At 61.4% G+C, this 15,009-nt stretch carries 15 protein-coding genes; 4 read left to right on the top strand and 11 right to left on the bottom strand.

Annotation, left to right across the window (positions count from 1 at the left end; translation table 11 throughout):
* Positions 1 to 4: 4 nt before the first annotated feature.
* Positions 5 to 829: an inositol monophosphatase family protein gene (locus AC245Y_RS11350; protein ID WP_017994209.1), complete on the top strand. Its 825-nt coding sequence runs from the start codon at positions 5 to 7 to the stop codon at positions 827 to 829.
* A 41-nt stretch (positions 830 to 870) separates the two neighbouring features.
* Here AC245Y_RS11350 and AC245Y_RS11345 read toward each other — a convergent pair whose 3' ends face one another.
* The 6 genes from AC245Y_RS11345 to AC245Y_RS11320 form a co-directional block, all read right to left on the bottom strand.
* Positions 871 to 1,710 (bottom strand): acyl-CoA thioester hydrolase/BAAT C-terminal domain-containing protein, encoded by an 840-nt coding sequence (locus AC245Y_RS11345; RefSeq protein ID WP_017994208.1) that lies wholly within the window; start codon positions 1,708 to 1,710, stop codon positions 871 to 873.
* A gap of 102 nt (positions 1,711 to 1,812) precedes the next feature.
* Positions 1,813 to 3,093 (bottom strand): multidrug effflux MFS transporter, encoded by a 1,281-nt coding sequence (locus tag AC245Y_RS11340; protein ID WP_017994207.1) that lies wholly within the window; start codon positions 3,091 to 3,093, stop codon positions 1,813 to 1,815.
* A 35-nt stretch (positions 3,094 to 3,128) separates the two neighbouring features.
* On the bottom strand, positions 3,129 to 4,334 hold the full coding sequence (locus tag AC245Y_RS11335) for a multidrug effflux MFS transporter (RefSeq protein WP_012757639.1): 1,206 nt from the start codon (positions 4,332 to 4,334) through the stop codon (positions 3,129 to 3,131).
* Positions 4,335 to 4,471: 137 nt separating this feature from the next.
* Positions 4,472 to 4,807: a Grx4 family monothiol glutaredoxin gene (grxD, locus tag AC245Y_RS11330; RefSeq protein ID WP_012757638.1), complete on the bottom strand. Its 336-nt coding sequence runs from the start codon at positions 4,805 to 4,807 to the stop codon at positions 4,472 to 4,474.
* Positions 4,808 to 4,951: 144 nt separating this feature from the next.
* Entirely contained in the window at positions 4,952 to 5,773 is an 822-nt protein-coding gene (locus AC245Y_RS11325) for a c-type cytochrome (protein WP_017994205.1), read from the bottom strand.
* Between the two features lie 61 nt (positions 5,774 to 5,834).
* Positions 5,835 to 6,065, bottom strand: a complete 231-nt coding sequence (locus tag AC245Y_RS11320) for a hypothetical protein (protein WP_017994204.1) — start codon at positions 6,063 to 6,065, stop codon at positions 5,835 to 5,837.
* A 151-nt stretch (positions 6,066 to 6,216) separates the two neighbouring features.
* Here AC245Y_RS11320 and AC245Y_RS11315 point away from each other — a divergent pair, with 151 nt between their 5' ends.
* Positions 6,217 to 7,398 (top strand): hypothetical protein, encoded by a 1,182-nt coding sequence (locus AC245Y_RS11315; protein WP_017994203.1) that lies wholly within the window; start codon positions 6,217 to 6,219, stop codon positions 7,396 to 7,398.
* 34 nt (positions 7,399 to 7,432) lie between these two features.
* Here AC245Y_RS11315 and AC245Y_RS11310 read toward each other — a convergent pair whose 3' ends face one another.
* Positions 7,433 to 7,666 (bottom strand): BolA/IbaG family iron-sulfur metabolism protein, encoded by a 234-nt coding sequence (locus AC245Y_RS11310; protein ID WP_003540079.1) that lies wholly within the window; start codon positions 7,664 to 7,666, stop codon positions 7,433 to 7,435.
* A 19-nt stretch (positions 7,667 to 7,685) separates the two neighbouring features.
* Positions 7,686 to 9,920: a phosphoribosylformylglycinamidine synthase subunit PurL gene (purL, locus tag AC245Y_RS11305; protein WP_017994202.1), complete on the bottom strand. Its 2,235-nt coding sequence runs from the start codon at positions 9,918 to 9,920 to the stop codon at positions 7,686 to 7,688.
* Positions 9,921 to 10,179: 259 nt separating this feature from the next.
* Between purL and lhpI the strand changes: the two genes are divergently transcribed.
* Positions 10,180 to 11,922, top strand: coding sequence for a cis-3-hydroxy-L-proline dehydratase (lhpI, locus tag AC245Y_RS11300; RefSeq protein WP_017994201.1), 1,743 nt, complete (start codon positions 10,180 to 10,182; stop codon positions 11,920 to 11,922).
* Positions 11,923 to 12,013: 91 nt separating this feature from the next.
* Here the strand turns inward: lhpI and AC245Y_RS11295 are convergent, their stop codons facing one another.
* Together AC245Y_RS11295 and AC245Y_RS11290 are read right to left on the bottom strand one after the other, a co-directional pair.
* Positions 12,014 to 12,592 (bottom strand): acyloxyacyl hydrolase, encoded by a 579-nt coding sequence (locus AC245Y_RS11295; protein WP_012757632.1) that lies wholly within the window; start codon positions 12,590 to 12,592, stop codon positions 12,014 to 12,016.
* Positions 12,593 to 12,714: 122 nt separating this feature from the next.
* Positions 12,715 to 14,133 carry an aminotransferase-like domain-containing protein gene (locus tag AC245Y_RS11290; protein WP_017994200.1) on the bottom strand — a complete coding sequence of 473 codons (1,419 nt, stop codon included), beginning with the start codon at positions 14,131 to 14,133 and terminating at the stop codon, positions 12,715 to 12,717.
* Between the two features lie 81 nt (positions 14,134 to 14,214).
* Between AC245Y_RS11290 and AC245Y_RS11285 the strand changes: the two genes are divergently transcribed.
* Positions 14,215 to 14,472, top strand: coding sequence for a DUF1127 domain-containing protein (locus tag AC245Y_RS11285; RefSeq protein WP_012757630.1), 258 nt, complete (start codon positions 14,215 to 14,217; stop codon positions 14,470 to 14,472).
* Between the two features lie 126 nt (positions 14,473 to 14,598).
* On the opposite strand, the gene AC245Y_RS11280 is transcribed toward AC245Y_RS11285, so the two are convergent.
* Entirely contained in the window at positions 14,599 to 14,994 is a 396-nt protein-coding gene (locus AC245Y_RS11280; RefSeq protein WP_017994199.1) for a hypothetical protein, read from the bottom strand.
* Positions 14,995 to 15,009 lie beyond the last annotated feature (15 nt).

Raw genomic sequence — 15,009 nt, 5'->3', positions numbered from 1 at the left:
TGAGATGACTTCGACTGTCGACGTGACCATTCTTGCCGATCTGCTGCGCCGCGCGGCAAAGGCGGAGATCCTGCCGCGCTTTCGCCGGCTCGGCCAGGCCGACGTGCGCGCCAAGAGCGAGGCGACCGATCTCGTCACCGAGGCTGATGAGCAGGCCGAACGGATGATCAAAGCGGAAGCTGCGCAACTCTGGCCGAGCGCGCTGTTCCTTGGCGAAGAATCGGTCGCGGCCGATCCTGATTTGCTCGGCAGCCTCGAACATGCCGATCTCGCGATCGTCGTCGATCCGGTCGATGGCACCTTCAATTTCGCCGCCGGCATCCCGGCCTTCGGCGTCATGGCATCCGTCATCTCCGGCGGCGAGACGGTTGCCGGCATCATCTACGATCCGATGGGCGACGACTGGGTGATGGCCGAAAAGGGCGGCGGCGCCTGGCTGCGGCGGCCGGATGGCGGCGCCGAGCGGCTCTCGGTTGCAGCTCCCGTGGGACTGGAGCATATGGTCGGCATGGCCTCGACCGGCTACCTGCCGAAGGAGAAGCGCGCCGAGGTGCTCGCCAATCTCGCCAAGGTGCGCTTTCTCACCAATTACCGCTGTGCGGCCCACGAATACCGCACTTTTGCCGGCGGCCATGTGCATTACCTCATGTACAACAAGCTGATGCCCTGGGATCACCTTGCCGGCACGCTGATCTCGCAGGAGGCGGGTGCCCATGCGGCGCGCTTCGACGGCTCGCCCTACCTGCCGCACCATCTCGATGGCGGGCTGCTGATTACCCCTGACAAGGCCTCGTGGGACGTGCTGCGGCGTGAGGTTTTCACGGTCTGAACACCGCCCTTAAAGCGTAGAGCCTTGCTGCCGCCCTCACGCTATAGGACAGCGAGAATGTGCTCCCACGCCAGTCGTCCCAGCTCTGTGTCGGATTCGTCACTTCCACCGTGCGCATGCAGCGATGATCGAGGATTCGTTTCGCCCGGAAGCAGAATTCGATGGCCCGCATCTTCTCCCAACACAAGCTGGGTAAGTAAGCCCGAATCTGCGCGCCGCCGAACAAGTGATGCGGCAAATTCGTCTGATGGCCAAAGCGCGTCATCGCATCCCGCTACGAGCAGAATTTCGGCATTCGTTCTCTCCAAAGGGATAGCCGCTGCATCGATCTCAGACTCGTGCATATCGAGGCATCTTTCGAACAGGCCCCGATAGGCGACCAGCCCGTCTCTGTATTCTCGCACCCATTCTGGGTCCGACGAAACAAAAGGAAGCGGTGTGCCTCGCAATGTCCACGACGAGCGCTCGGGCCAGCTCAGGCCATCAAGCCCCGGACCAATATTTCCCCAGACGACCGACGAAGGGCTCATCGCGACGACCGCGCTGATGCGCGGATCGTATACGGCCGTGAGCAGTGCAGCTTCGGCGCCTTTCGATGTTCCCACCAGGACGATGCGTTTACAGCCGAGTCCCACCAGGTAGTCCGTGGCAGAGAAAAACGTTTCCAGCGGCACCTCGCAAATGCCTGGCACCTGGCCTTCGCCGCCGAACCAGCGAAGCGCTATGACCGTTGCCCCCTGGCTTGCAAACAACCTCGCGCGGACCACATCGACCCGGCCACTGGAGCCGCCGAGCACCACTACGCCGGTGCTGGTATCCGGTTTGACTTGAATTATCTCGCCCTGCAATGGCGGAGGGAGACGTTGATATTCTGCATCCAAAATCAGGCTCCTTCGTCCAGGGACTTCCAGATTCAGAAACGGCAGAGTTTACCACTTAATGCAATGCCGCCGGAGACCAGTCGGTCAGGCAGATTTCCCATTTCAGAAATGGGCTGCACCCGGATCGAGCTGCGGGCTGTCGCCGGGATGGGTGAACAGCTTGCCGTTTTCGGCCCAGAGGGTGGCTGCGATCGTCACCGCGCCGAAGAGCGCGAAGCCACCGAAGAGCGGCTGTACCGTGCCATTGAACATCTGGCCGACCAGCCCGCCGAGGATGGCGCCGGCCGTCGTCGAGACGAAGCCGGTGATGGCGGTCGCCGTGCCAGCGAGATTACCCATTGGCTCGAGGCTGATGGCGGTGAAATTGGTGGCGATCAGGGCAAACATCATCAGCACGATGGTGAAGATGCCGTAGGCAATGGCGAAATCCGGCTTGCCGGCCAGCGAATAGAAAAAGCCGGCAGCCGACAGCGCCGTGAAGATCAGCAGAGCGGCGTGCGAGATGCGGCGCATGCCGAATTTGCGGACGAAGAATCCGTTGGCGAAATTGGCGACGGCGATGCCGCCGGCGGTGGCCGCAAAGGCGATCGGCAGCCAGTCGCCAAGGCCATAGACCTCGCCGAAGACCTGCTGCACCGAGATCACATACGCGCTGATGACGCCGGTGAACATGGTGAGGCCGATCATGTAGCCGCAGGTGATGCGGTTGGTGAGCACGGTCTTAAAACCATCCACGACAGAGCCGACCGACAGCGGCAGCCGCTCTTCCGGCGGCAGCGATTCCTTCAGCCGGAGGAAAGCCCAGACGAACAGGATGGTAGCGATGATCCCGAGCAGGATGAAGATCCAGTGCCAGTTGGCATAGCGGATGATGAGCTGGCCGACGGAGGGGGCAACGATCGGCACGATCATGAAGACGATCATCACATAGGACATCACACGGGCCATTTCGCGGCCGCCGAAGCAGTCGCGTACCATGGCCATGGTGGTGATGCGCACCGCAGCACCGCCCACACCCTGAACGAAACGCATGACGAGCAGCATTTCGAAGCTGCCGGTCGCTGCAGCGGCAAACATTCCGACAATATAGCAGGCCAAGCCGCCGAGCAGGATGTTGCGGCGGCCGAACGTATCCGAAAGGCTGCCGAAGAAGATCTGCGAGACGCCGAAGCCTAAGAAGAACACGCCGATGATCAGCTGCGCGTCGTTGGTATTGGTGACGCCGAGGGAATTGCCGATATTGGGCAATGCCGGTAGCATGCTGTCGATCGCCATAGCGACGCTGGCGGTCATGATGGCGATGGTGACGACGAATTCGCCAAAGCCCATGCCGATGCGGCGGGAGCCCTGGTTTTCCTGGTGCGGTTTATGCGGGGGCGTCATGTGGTGAAATCCCGGATGCGAATGAGGCCCGCCGTTCAGACGGCTGGGTTCTGCGATTGGAAGAGGCGGCCCTTTTCGGCGATCAGCACGAAGACGAGCCCGATGATCGACACGGTGAAATAACCGGCGACCATCGGCAGCGCAGTGCCGTCGAAGGCCTGGCCGATGCCGGCGCCGATAATGGCGCCGCCGACCGTGCTCATGAAGCCGAGGACCGAGGAGGCGGTGCCGGCGACGTGGCCGAGCGGCTCCATGGCGAGCGAATTGAAGTTCGAGCCGATCCAACCGAACTGGAACATGGAAAGGCCGAAGAAGGAGATGAACAGAGCGAAGGGCATCGGCTCGGTGCTGGCCAGCTGGACAATCAGCCAGATGGTGTTGATGGCGATGAAGCCGATGAGCGAGCCGTGCGACAGGCGGCGCATGCCGAGCTTGCCGACGAAGCGCGAATTGAAGAAGGACGACAGCGACATGAAGATCGCCACGCCGGCGAAGGCGAAGGGGAAATAGACGCCAAGATCGTAGATGCCGACATAGACCTGCTGGGCCGAATTGATGAAGCCGAACAGCGCGCCGAAGATGAAGGTGCTGGCGATGGTGTAACAGAGCGCGACGCGATTGGTCAGGACCAGCTTGAAGGCGCCGAAGATCGAGCGGGCGGTGAAGGGCCTGACATTGGCGGGATGCAGGGTTTCCGGCAGGCGCAGATAGGCCCAGACGGCGATAGCGGTCGCCATGGTGGCGATGAACAGGAAGATCAGGTGCCAGTTGCCGAAGAACATGACGATCTGGCCGGTGCCGGGCGCAATCACCGGCACGATCATGAAGACCATCATGATCAGCGACATGACCTCGGCCATCTGCCGTCCACCATAGATATCGCGGACGATGGAGATGGTAATGACGCGGGTGGCCGCCGAGCCGATGCCCTGGACGAAACGCAGCACCAACAGACCGGCGAAGGAGGGAACGAAGACGATGCCGATGGCCGAAACGATATAGACGACGAGGCCGAACAACAGCGGCGTGCGGCGGCCGAAGCGGTCGGAAAGCGGTCCGTAGAAAAGCTGGGCGCAGCCGAAGCCGAGCAGATAGGAGGAGACGACGAATTGCCGGTGGTTTTCGCTCTCGACGCCGAGGCTCGCGCCGATCTGCTGCAAGGCCGGGAGCATGATGTCGATCGCCAGCGAATTGATGGCCATCAGGAAGGCGGCGAGCGCGATGAATTCTCGCTTGCCCATGGGCAGGCGGCCCGCGGACACGGCTTGTGAAGAATCTGTCACAATGAAATTCCCATAAACAGGTCAAGGCGCTGCTAGCCGCAGCGCCTCGAACTCAAGAAACAGATTTGGAAACCGGGCGGACGTCCGGTGACCGGTCAGGAGGCGGCGCGCACGGCGATGCCATTTTCCTGGAGATGCTGCTGCAGTTCACCAGCCTGGAACATTTCCCGGACGATGTCACAGCCGCCGACGAACTCGCCCTTTACGTAGAGCTGTGGGATCGTCGGCCAGTTGGAATATTCCTTGATGCCCTGGCGGATTTCCGAATCGGCGAGCACGTTGACGCTCTTGTAATCGACGCCGATGTAATCGAGAATCTGCACGACCTGGCCGGAGAAACCGCACTGCGGAAACTGCGGCGTGCCCTTCATGAAGAGGACGACGTCGTTGCTCTTGATTTCGTTGCCGATGAATTCGTGAATGCCGCTCATGGGACCTAATCCTTTCAACAGGCGGGTTAAAGGCCCACCGTTTCAATCGTTGCCTTTAGATAGCATGCGACAGCAGGAATTCCAGCCGCCCGAACCAAAAAAAGACCAGTTCGGGCAGGCCGCTGCCGGGTTGTTGCCGTCGCGTTACGGTCGACGGGCGAGATAAATCTGAATCTGTTCGATTTCCACATCGGTGAAATGGCTGAAGTCCCATTGGGAAACCTCCGTCATCACGCCGAGATCGCGGCCGCCGACACCCTTGCCGTTGCGCAGCAGCGTTTTGAAATCGGCAGTCGAATAGGATTGTGCCAGTGGCTTAAGCGCCGGCGCCAGGAAGGCTTCCGACTGCTTTGCCGTATCGAGATTGTGGCAATGGCCGCAACCCGTCTTGAAGGCATATTCGCCGATATCGGCCGGACGGGTGGCGGCAGGGGTGATGACAGCCGGTACCAGATCGGCTTCGAAAGGGATCTTGTCGAGCGCCAGGCCGATGCGTCCGAGCGGCCCCCACTGTGTCGTTCCCTCGACGGCGTCGGGCAGTTGCTTCAGACTGCGCAGCCAGGTGATGATTGCCGCCATGTCGTCGTCGCTGATATTGGCGAAGTTGCTCGCCGGCATGATGACGGCACCGGTGCCGTCCTTCTTGACGCCATGGCGGATGAGGCGAACGAGTTCGGCGTCGCTGTACATCGGCACGAAGCGGGTCATGTTCGGCGCGACGATCCGGCCGACGCCCGGCTCATCGAGCAGCACATAACCGGCGTCGTGATGGCAGCCGCCGCACATCAGCGTGCGGGCGCGGCGTTCGGATTCTTCCGCAGACAGCGTCGTCTTGACGGTGAAATCGGTCGCTGCGACATCATAGGTCCTGGAGAGACGCATCTCCGACAGGGCATAGACGCCGGCAACGGCGATGAGACAGATCGCGACGACTGCCGCGAGAATGATTTTCACAATGCGCATCATCGGTTCAGGCCCTCAATAGCGCCGCAGAATTCGTCCGAAACCGCTCACTTTTGATCGTGCCTTAGCTGCGTCGCTGGCGGCTGCGGCCGGCGGCGGTGCGGCGCTTGCTCATCTGTTTGCGAGCGGGCTTGGACTTGGCCGAGGTCGTCTTGCGCGCAACCTTCGTTGTCGCGGCGAGGCGTGTCTTATGCCTTTTGCGCTTCGTCGTGACGCGGCCGGTGGTCTTCTTCAGGATCTCCTTCAGCACGCTGTCGACGACGCCTGATATCAATTCTTTGACTAGGTCGGCCACAAAACCCCTCCGTTCGTGATGGAAACGACATGGCTGCTATTGAATTCCGGAAGAGTTCGGTTAGCAAGACGGCTTCGAGACCATAGCTGCTTTTTTGCTGATATCAGTGGCGCAGCAATATGCCGGCTATTCGCCCGGCCGGAAGAGTGGAATGAAACTGATCGAGAAGCGGGTCGTCCTGCATTTCACGGGCTTCGAGCCGCTCGACGGCGTTGCCCACAGGGCACGCTACGAGCGCTCGGCCAGGCAGAGTGCCGCCGTCTGGGGCTATTCGGTCGAGACGGGGGCAGCAGACGAGGGGAGCGATCCGGTCAGTTTCGAGGTGATGACGGCTGGGGCGTTGGCGGCGCCCGAATCAGAGACCGGTTCCCCCGGCTGGCAGACGAAGAGCCGGATTCACATGGTCGATCACGACACACTGGTGCGCAAGCTGCGTGCCGGCAACACGCTGAGCCAGATCATTGCAGGCTTCCGAAGCTGCGCCGAGATCATGCTTGAAGGCGGGATGCGGGGATATTTCCGCCACGCCTGGCGCTTCGGCCTGTTCTTCCTCTTCCCGTTCCTGCTGACGGCGCTGGCGATCGCGCTGACGGCGCAGATCGCCATCTTGCCCTATGCTCTTAGCTTTTCGCCATGGCACATGCTCTGGAGCGGGCCGCTGGCGCTCTGTTTCTTCATCTTCGCCTTCCTGCCGTTTTCCGAACGCTTCCATACGCTGCATCTCTTTGCCGATTGGAAAATGGCCGTGGCGCTCGGCCGCATGGACCAAGCCGATTTCAACGGCTGGCTGGAAGACCAGGCCATTGCGGTGCGCAAGGCGCTTGAGGAAGAGGCGGACGAATATGTGATCTCCTCGCACAGTATGGGATCGAGCGTCGCCGCCCATGTCATCGGCATATTGCTGGAAAGAGAGCCGGAGATATTCAAAGGCAAGCGCGTGGTGTTTGCCACACTCGGTAGCGCCATCCTGCAATGTGCGCTCATGTCATCGGCCACGCTGCTTCGCGCCCGCGTCGGGCTGATCGCCCGCTGTCCCGAGATTTCCTGGCTCGACGTGCAGTGCCTGACGGATTCGATCAATTTCTACAAGGTGCCGGTCGTTGCCGTCTCCGGCCATCCGGATGCACCTCAGGCGAAAATGATCCTGATCCGCGTCAAGCAGATGCTGACGCGCGAACGCTACCGCAAGATCCGCAAGGACCAGCTGCGTGTCCACCGGCAATATGTGCTTGGGCCGGACCTCAAGGCATCGTTTGATTTCACGCTGATGACCGCGGGACCGATGCCGGCCTCGGTCTTTGCCGATCCCGACGAAAAGAGAATGCCCGGCTGAGGGCCGGGCATCGTCATCCGGATTGCGTCTGGCTCTATTCCGGCGCGGAGGTCTGGAGGGCCAGAGCGTGCAGTACGCCGCCCATATTGCCCTTCAGCGCCTCGTAGACCATTTGGTGCTGCTGCACACGGCTCTTGCCGCGAAAGGCTTCGGCGACGACTTCGGCGGCGTAGTGATCGCCGTCGCCCGCCAGATCGCGGATAGTCACTTTGGCACCGGGAATCCCAGCCTTGATCATGTCTTCGATATCGCCGGGTTTCATGGCCATGATCGTTACTCCTTGCGCATCATTCCGCAGCGGCAAGTTCGCCGCGGCCTTCCATGAAATCAGGGAACCATGATTCATGGGCATCGCGCAATTGCTGAATCGGCAGCAAGATGAGATCGCCAACGACGAGCGCCGTTCCTCCGACCGTGCCGAGACGGCGGAAGGGAACGCCGCCACCTTCTGCATTGACGCAGACGAAATCGGCGACATCGGCAGGCAAGGTCAGGACGTAGCGCGCCTGATCCTCGCCGAAGAGCAGCGCATGCGGTTCACCCTTGCCTTCGCTCAGATCGATCGTCAGGCCTTTGCCTGAGGCCATCGCCATTTCGGCGAGCGCCACGGCAAGGCCACCGGAGGAAATGTCGTGGCAGGCGGTTGCCTGGCCGTTGCGGATGACGGAGCGAACGAAATCGCCGTTGCGGCGCTCGGCAAACAGATCCACCTCCGGTGCCGGACCTTCGCGGCTGGAAAGCACGTCGCGGAGATAGACGGACTGGCCGAGATGGCTGCCGTCGACGCCGATCATGATGACCTTATCGCCATCGTTGGCGCTGCCGATGCGGGCCATCTTGCGCCAATCCGGCAGCAGGCCGACGCCTGCGATCGTCGGGGTCGGCAGTATGGCGACACCGTTGGTCTCGTTGTAGAGCGAAACGTTGCCGGAGACGATCGGGAAATCGAGCGCGCGGCAGGCCTCGCCGATACCCTTCACCGCCTGAACGAACTGGCCCATGATCTCGGGCTTTTCGGGATTGCCAAAGTTCAAATTGTCGGTGGCGGCGAGCGGCTCGGCGCCTGTCGCGGTGATGTTGCGCCAGCATTCGGCGACCGCCTGCTTGCCGCCTTCGAAGGGGTCTGCCTCGACATAACGCGGAGTAACGTCGGAAGAGAAGGCGAGCGCCTTGGAGGGATGGCCGTCGACACGCACGACGCCGGCATCGCCGCCCGGCAGCTGCAGCGAATTGCCCTGGATCAGCGTGTCGTATTGCTCATAGACCCAGCGGCGGCTCGACTGGTTGGCGGAGCCGACGAGTTGCAGCAGCGCCTGGCCGTAATCCTCGGGTGCGGCGACGAGATTGGCGGGCAGGGGGCCATGCTTGCCGGATTCGCGCCAGGGGCGGTCATATTCCGGCGCCTGGTCGCCGAGATCCTTGATCGGCAGGTTGGCGACTTCCTCGCCCTGATGCATGACGCGGAAGCGCAGGTCGTCGGTCGTCTTACCGACGATAGCGAAATCGAGGCCCCACTTGACGAAGATCGCCTTGGCTTCCTGTTCCTTCTCCGGCTGCAGCACCATGAGCATGCGCTCCTGGCTTTCAGACAGCATCATCTCGTAGGCCGTCATTCTCTCTTCGCGCACCGGCACCTTGTCGAGCTCGAGCAGGATGCCGAGATCACCCTTGGCGCCCATTTCGACGGCGGAGCAGGTAAGGCCGGCTGCACCCATGTCCTGGATGGCGATGACCGCCCCGGTCTGCATCAGCTCGAGGCAGGCCTCCAGCAGGCATTTCTCGGTGAAGGGGTCGCCGACCTGTACGGTCGGGCGCTTCTCTTCAATCGATTCGTCGAATTCGGCCGATGCCATCGTCGCGCCGCCGACGCCGTCGCGGCCGGTCTTGGCGCCGAGATAGACGACCGGAAGACCGACGCCCTTGGCTTCGGACAGGAAGATGGCGTTGGATTTGGCGATGCCGGCGGCAAAGGCATTGACCAGGATATTGCCGTTGTAGCGGGCGTCGAACTCGACCTCACCGCCGACCGTCGGTACGCCGAAAGAATTGCCGTAGCCGCCGACGCCGGAAACGACGCCGGAAACGAGATGGCGGGTCTTCGGATGATCCGGCTCGCCGAAGCGCAGCGCGTTCATCGCGGCGATCGGGCGCGCACCCATGGTGAAGACGTCGCGCAGGATGCCGCCGACGCCGGTCGCAGCGCCCTGATAAGGTTCGATATAGGAGGGGTGGTTGTGGCTCTCCATCTTGAAGACGACGCAATCGCCGTCATCGATGTCGACCACGCCGGCATTTTCACCCGGGCCCTGGATGACACGCGGCCCCTTGGTCGGCAGCGTGCGCAACCATTTCTTCGAGGATTTGTAGGAGCAGTGCTCGTTCCACATGGCCGAGAAGATGCCGAGCTCGGTGAAGCTCGGTTCGCGGCCGATCAGATCCAGAATACGCTGGTACTCGTCAGGCTTCAGGCCATGGCGTGCGATGAGTTCCGGCGTGATCGGGATGGTGTTTGAAATGGTCATGAGCGGAAAGTCCCTGGCGCGTTTTGCGCTGTCTTTAGCTTATGTAGCGACGGCGCGCGACAGGAAAATGCCCGCCGTCAACAGAGGGCGGGCGACTTCTTTGTCTTGGGTAAAGGCGGCTGCTTCTCAAAGTCTGTTTGACAACTTGCTTTCGGTTGTCGATCGATAGCAATGGGGCAAGGCTCCGGCCTCAGCTTTTGTGTGCCGCTGATGTTTCCTATAGGAAACTTTTCTTCTTGGTTGATGGTATCGAGATACAATGCCGGACATACAACAACAGGCAGACGAAAAGGTGTTTGCCGGGCGCGCGCTTGTCGCTGGCTTCGCTACGGGGTCGATCGTATTCAGCGACACGGCGCTCAGCTTCTGGGGCGGCGTCGACTCCCAGACGGGAGAAGTCATCGACCGTCACCATCCCCTGTCGACACAGGTCCTGACAGGAAAGATTCTCGCCATCCCCGGCGGACGCGGTTCGTGTACGGGCAGCAGCGTGCTTATGGAGCTGATCATGAACGGGCACGCTCCCGCCGGCATCGTGGTCTCGCGCCAGGAGGAAATACTGTCGCTCGGAGTGATCGTCGCTGACGAAGTGTTCGGCCGATCGATCCCCGTTGTCCAGCTCTCCGAAGACGACTTCGCCGAGCTGCACTCTATCCCTGAAGTCACCCTCATCGGCGACAAGGTCATCGCGAGCTGGATCGAAACCGCCCCCGGTTTCGATGCCGCCGATCGCACCTATGGAAATTCGATAGCGCTGACATCGAGGGATCGGTCGGCTTTGAACGGGGAGATGGGCAAGGCTGTGCAGGTGGCAATGAGGGCCACGACGCGCATGGCTGAAATTCAGGGAGCGACGGAACTTATCGACATCTCCCAGGTCCACATCGATGGCTGCATCTACACCGGGCCGACCAGCCTGGAATTCGCGAAACGCATGCGGGACTGGGAGGGTAGGGTTGTCGTTCCAACGACCCTGAACTCGATATCGGTGGACCAGATGCGTTGGCGGGAGCAGGGCGTGTCTCCCGGCGTCGCCGGACCCGCATCCGAATTGGGTGAGGCTTACGCCTCCATGGGAGCACGAAAGACGTTCACCTGCGCGCCCTATCAGCTGTCGTCCGCACCCAGGCAGGGTGAGCAGGTGGCCTGGGCGGAGTCGAACGCCGTCGTATTCGCGAACAGTGTTTTGGGTGCTCGCACTGCCAAGTATCCTGACTACCTGGATCTGTGCATCGCTCTCACCGGGCGCGCGCCGCTGACCGGGCCGCATATCGCCGACAACAGGCGCGCCAGCCTCGTGGTCAATGTGTCGGGCTTCGTGTCGTGGGATGACATGGTCTACCCCATTCTCGGCTACCACATCGGCAAGCTTGTCGGAGATGAAATTCCGGTCGTGATCGGCCTCGAGACTTGGAAGCCGAATCTGGACGACCTAAAGGCGTTCGGGGCGGGTTTTGCGACGACATCAGGCTCTCCGATGTTCCATATCGTCGGTGTCACGCCGGAGGCCGACAGCCTTGAGAGCATTGTCGGAAGCAACATCAAGGCGAGCTACGAAATCTGTCCCAAGGACGTCGTTGCGGAGTGGAGGAAACTCAACGGCGGGTCTGTGGATGCCATCGAGTTCGTTGCGCTGGGCAATCCCCATTTCTCTTTCGACGAATGCGAGCGGCTGGCCGCGCTCTGCGAAGGCTTGGCGAAACATCCCGACGTCAAGGTTCTGGTTACCTGCAACCGTGCGACGTTCGAAAGGGCTTCCGCTGCGAATCTCGTCGGCAAATTGTCGGACTTCGGCGTAGAATTCGTAACCGATGCGTGCTGGTGCACACTTGCGGAGCCTGTCATCCCAAAATCGGTCGATACAATTATCACCAATTCCGCGAAGTTCGCTCACTACGGTCCTGGATTGACGGGTAAGGCGCTTCGGTTTGGCAGCCTGGCGGACTGCGTCGCTGCTGCTTGTCAGGGCGAGTTGAAGTCTGTTCGTCCCACATGGGACTGAACGGTTCCCGCCTGCCGATGGCCGATCAGACGGCCGTAATGAGCAGTTCAATCATCCGTCGGCCAACCCGCTGAAATTGTCGAACGGACTCTCAGAATTTGTAGCCGACCTGCAAGCCGGCGCGCGTCATGCCGTCGTTTGGCCCGTCGCAGAGATTGGCGTGCGAGGAATGGGCGACCTGGGCCATCACATTCCAGTGGGCGTTGAAACGATAGCCGGCGCCCAGATATTCGTGGAAAAGGACGCGACAGCCGAGTTCCGGGCCGTCATCATCACCGTCGAGCTCGCCGGTATGAATGACGCCGCCGAAGCCGGCTTCGGCAAAAAGCTTCTCGTTGAAATCGACCGTCCAGGTGAATCCGGTGAAGAACTGGGTGGCCTCGCCTGACGTGCCGATCGAGGTGCCGAGATGCACACGAGGATGCAGCAGCTGTTGCTGCCAGCCGACCGCCGTATCGTAGCCGAAGGGATCGAAGAGAGCGGTAATCTCCGGAAAGACGCCGTCTTCTCTGGAATGGCCCGATTGTACCGAGGCCGAGACGCCGAAGCGTAATTCATCAAATATCTGCTCGCCGGCAGTTGCCGAGCCCGCAACCGAGATGGCGGCTGCCGCTGCTAATGATGCCATACCCAAAAAACGCAACGCGATCTTTCCGAAGTCGACCCTCATTTGCTGTCCTTTGATTCGCGTCAGACGGGAACAACAAAGAGGTAACATGGAGGTTGAGTCGGTAAAGCGCTCCGAATAGGCGTCAGCGTTTTTTCCGATTTATGGCGTGTATTTGCAACACGTCATATTTCGCCATCATAGGCGGAGCCGCCGTTTTCCAGCAGACGGCGCAGGATCATCAGGCCCGAGATCAGTTCCTGCCCGGTCTTCGGCGAGGAAAAACCGATGCGAACGCGATGATAGGGCCTCTCTCCGCGCGCCGCCTTGAACTCGTCCTCGTCGTCGACGAGCACGCCGTCGCGGAAGGCGGCATTCTTGAAGGTGCCGGACATCCAGGGCTCCGGCAGTTTCAGCCAGAGGAAGGGCGCGTGTACGTGCGATTCGAAATCGAAGCCCTGCAATTGTTCGCGGGCCAGACGGACGCGCCGGGAGAGTTCCTCGACACTTGCCTTGCGAATCTCGTGCGCCGCGCCGCTTTCGACGAGGCGCGCACAGGTCTCCGCCAGGATGAAGGGCAGGCCGCCGGTGATCATCCTGTGCGTTACCTTGATGCGCTGGGCAAAATGCGGCGGGCAGGCGACCCAGCCGCCGCGCACGCCGGCGGCGACCGATTTCGACAGGCCGTTGACGAGGAAGGTGCGATCGGGCGCAATGGAGGCGAGCAACGGCGTATCGTCGTCGGCCATGCCGCCGTAGAGGTCGTCCTCGATCAACCAGACACTGTGTTTTCTGGCGATTGCGGCGATGGCCACGCGCCGCTCATAGGGCATGATCGCCAGCGTTGGATTGTGGACGGTCGGCATCAGGAACGCGATCTTCGGATGCTGCTGCTGACAGAGCCGCTCGAAATCCTCGGGGATCACGCCGAGCTCATCGGAATCGACCGTCAGCGTGCGGCGGCCGAGAAGGCGGGCGCTGCGGCTAACCTGGGTATAGGTGAGATCCTCGAAGACGATCTTGTCGCCCGGCGCTGAGACGGCGGCGATGACAGCGATCGCTGCCGCATGGGCGCCGAGCGTCGGCACGATATTTTCGACCTCCGGCGTCCAGCCGCTGCGGGCAAGCCATAGGCGGCCGGCCTCGAACCAGTTGCGCGGGAAACTCCGGGAATAGGAAGAGATTTCGGCAAGGTGCTGCTCACCGATCTCGGCGAGGATGCCAGCGATGATCTTGCCCTGGCCGAGATCGGGCGCGGCTGTCGTGTCGAAGCGGATCTTGTCCGCAGGCGCATCCTGGACGCGGGTGCCGCCGAGCGAGACAGTCAGCGGATCGATCTGTTCGCCGGGCTGCGTCTCGGAGCGGTTCAGCACGTAGGTGCCGCGCCCCACTTCGCCGGCGACCAGGCCGCGCTCATGTACCAGCGCATAAGCGCGGCCGATCGTGCCGATCGTCACGCCGATATCATAGGCGAGGTTGCGTTGCGGCGGCAGTTTGCTGCCGGCGGGCAGGGCGCCGCTTGATATGGCGGATTCGATGCTGTCGGCAAGCCGGAGATAGACCGGCCCGGAACCGCGGGAAATATCGGGAAGCCAATTTGTCATGGTGACAATTGTATATATTGGCACATTGTATCGGTCAAGAGTATGAGTCAATTCTAATGGCAAGCCGAGAGGATTCCTGGAATGTCTGCCTTACCTGAGATCAAAATGCCGATTGTACCGATTGTCTCTTACGAAGACAGGAGGCAGATTATCCTTCCCGCCGCGCCTGCCGAGGTGACGACACGCCGGGGCCGGATCTGGGCTGCCATTCTTCTTTGGCATCAGAAGCGGGAAGGCCGGCGCGCGCTGAGGGAGCTGACTGCGACCGCGCTCAAGGATATCGGCGTGTCGCAGTCCGACGCCGCGCGCGAAGTCGGCAAGTCGTTTTTCTGGGACTGAACGTGCTTTCGAGCTGCTGCACAATTCCTTAAAACGGAATCGATTTCAGCAAAAATATCCGGCATTCAAAGTGTTGCAGCGCCCTTTGTGCGTCTTGGAAGACGCGCGGCGCCGTCAGCGGGACAATCAGCTGCAGGCCTTGTTGCCGCTGGACCAGCGATTGACGTCGGTGGTGATGCGGCCGGCGACCGGTTCCTGCATCATCGGACCGAAGGCCTGAAGGCGCGACGGGCTTCCCTCGGCCTGCACGACGAGCAGCGGCCGGCTTTCCGGGCTGCCCTTATGGACGAGCAGGATGCGCGGACGGCCGGAGAAGGAATTGAGTTCCGGCGCGAGCTTGTAGGCTGCAAAGGCCGGATCGCCCGATTTGAACCAGCAGGCATTGGCGCCGAGCGCCACGCGTTCCATCGTCGGCAGTGCGGCGCGGTTCGGGCCTGTCGGCGCCGGCGTCTGGCAAGCTGCCACCATGGCTGCGATAGCGGTCAACAGGGCGGCGTGTGCGACGGAGAGGCGAGGGCGCATCGATTGCTCCAGGTC

Source organism: Rhizobium sp. SRDI943, assembly GCF_057653695.1.
Note: the sequence above shows the minus strand (reverse complement) of the source record. Positions and strands in the feature narration are given on the sequence as shown.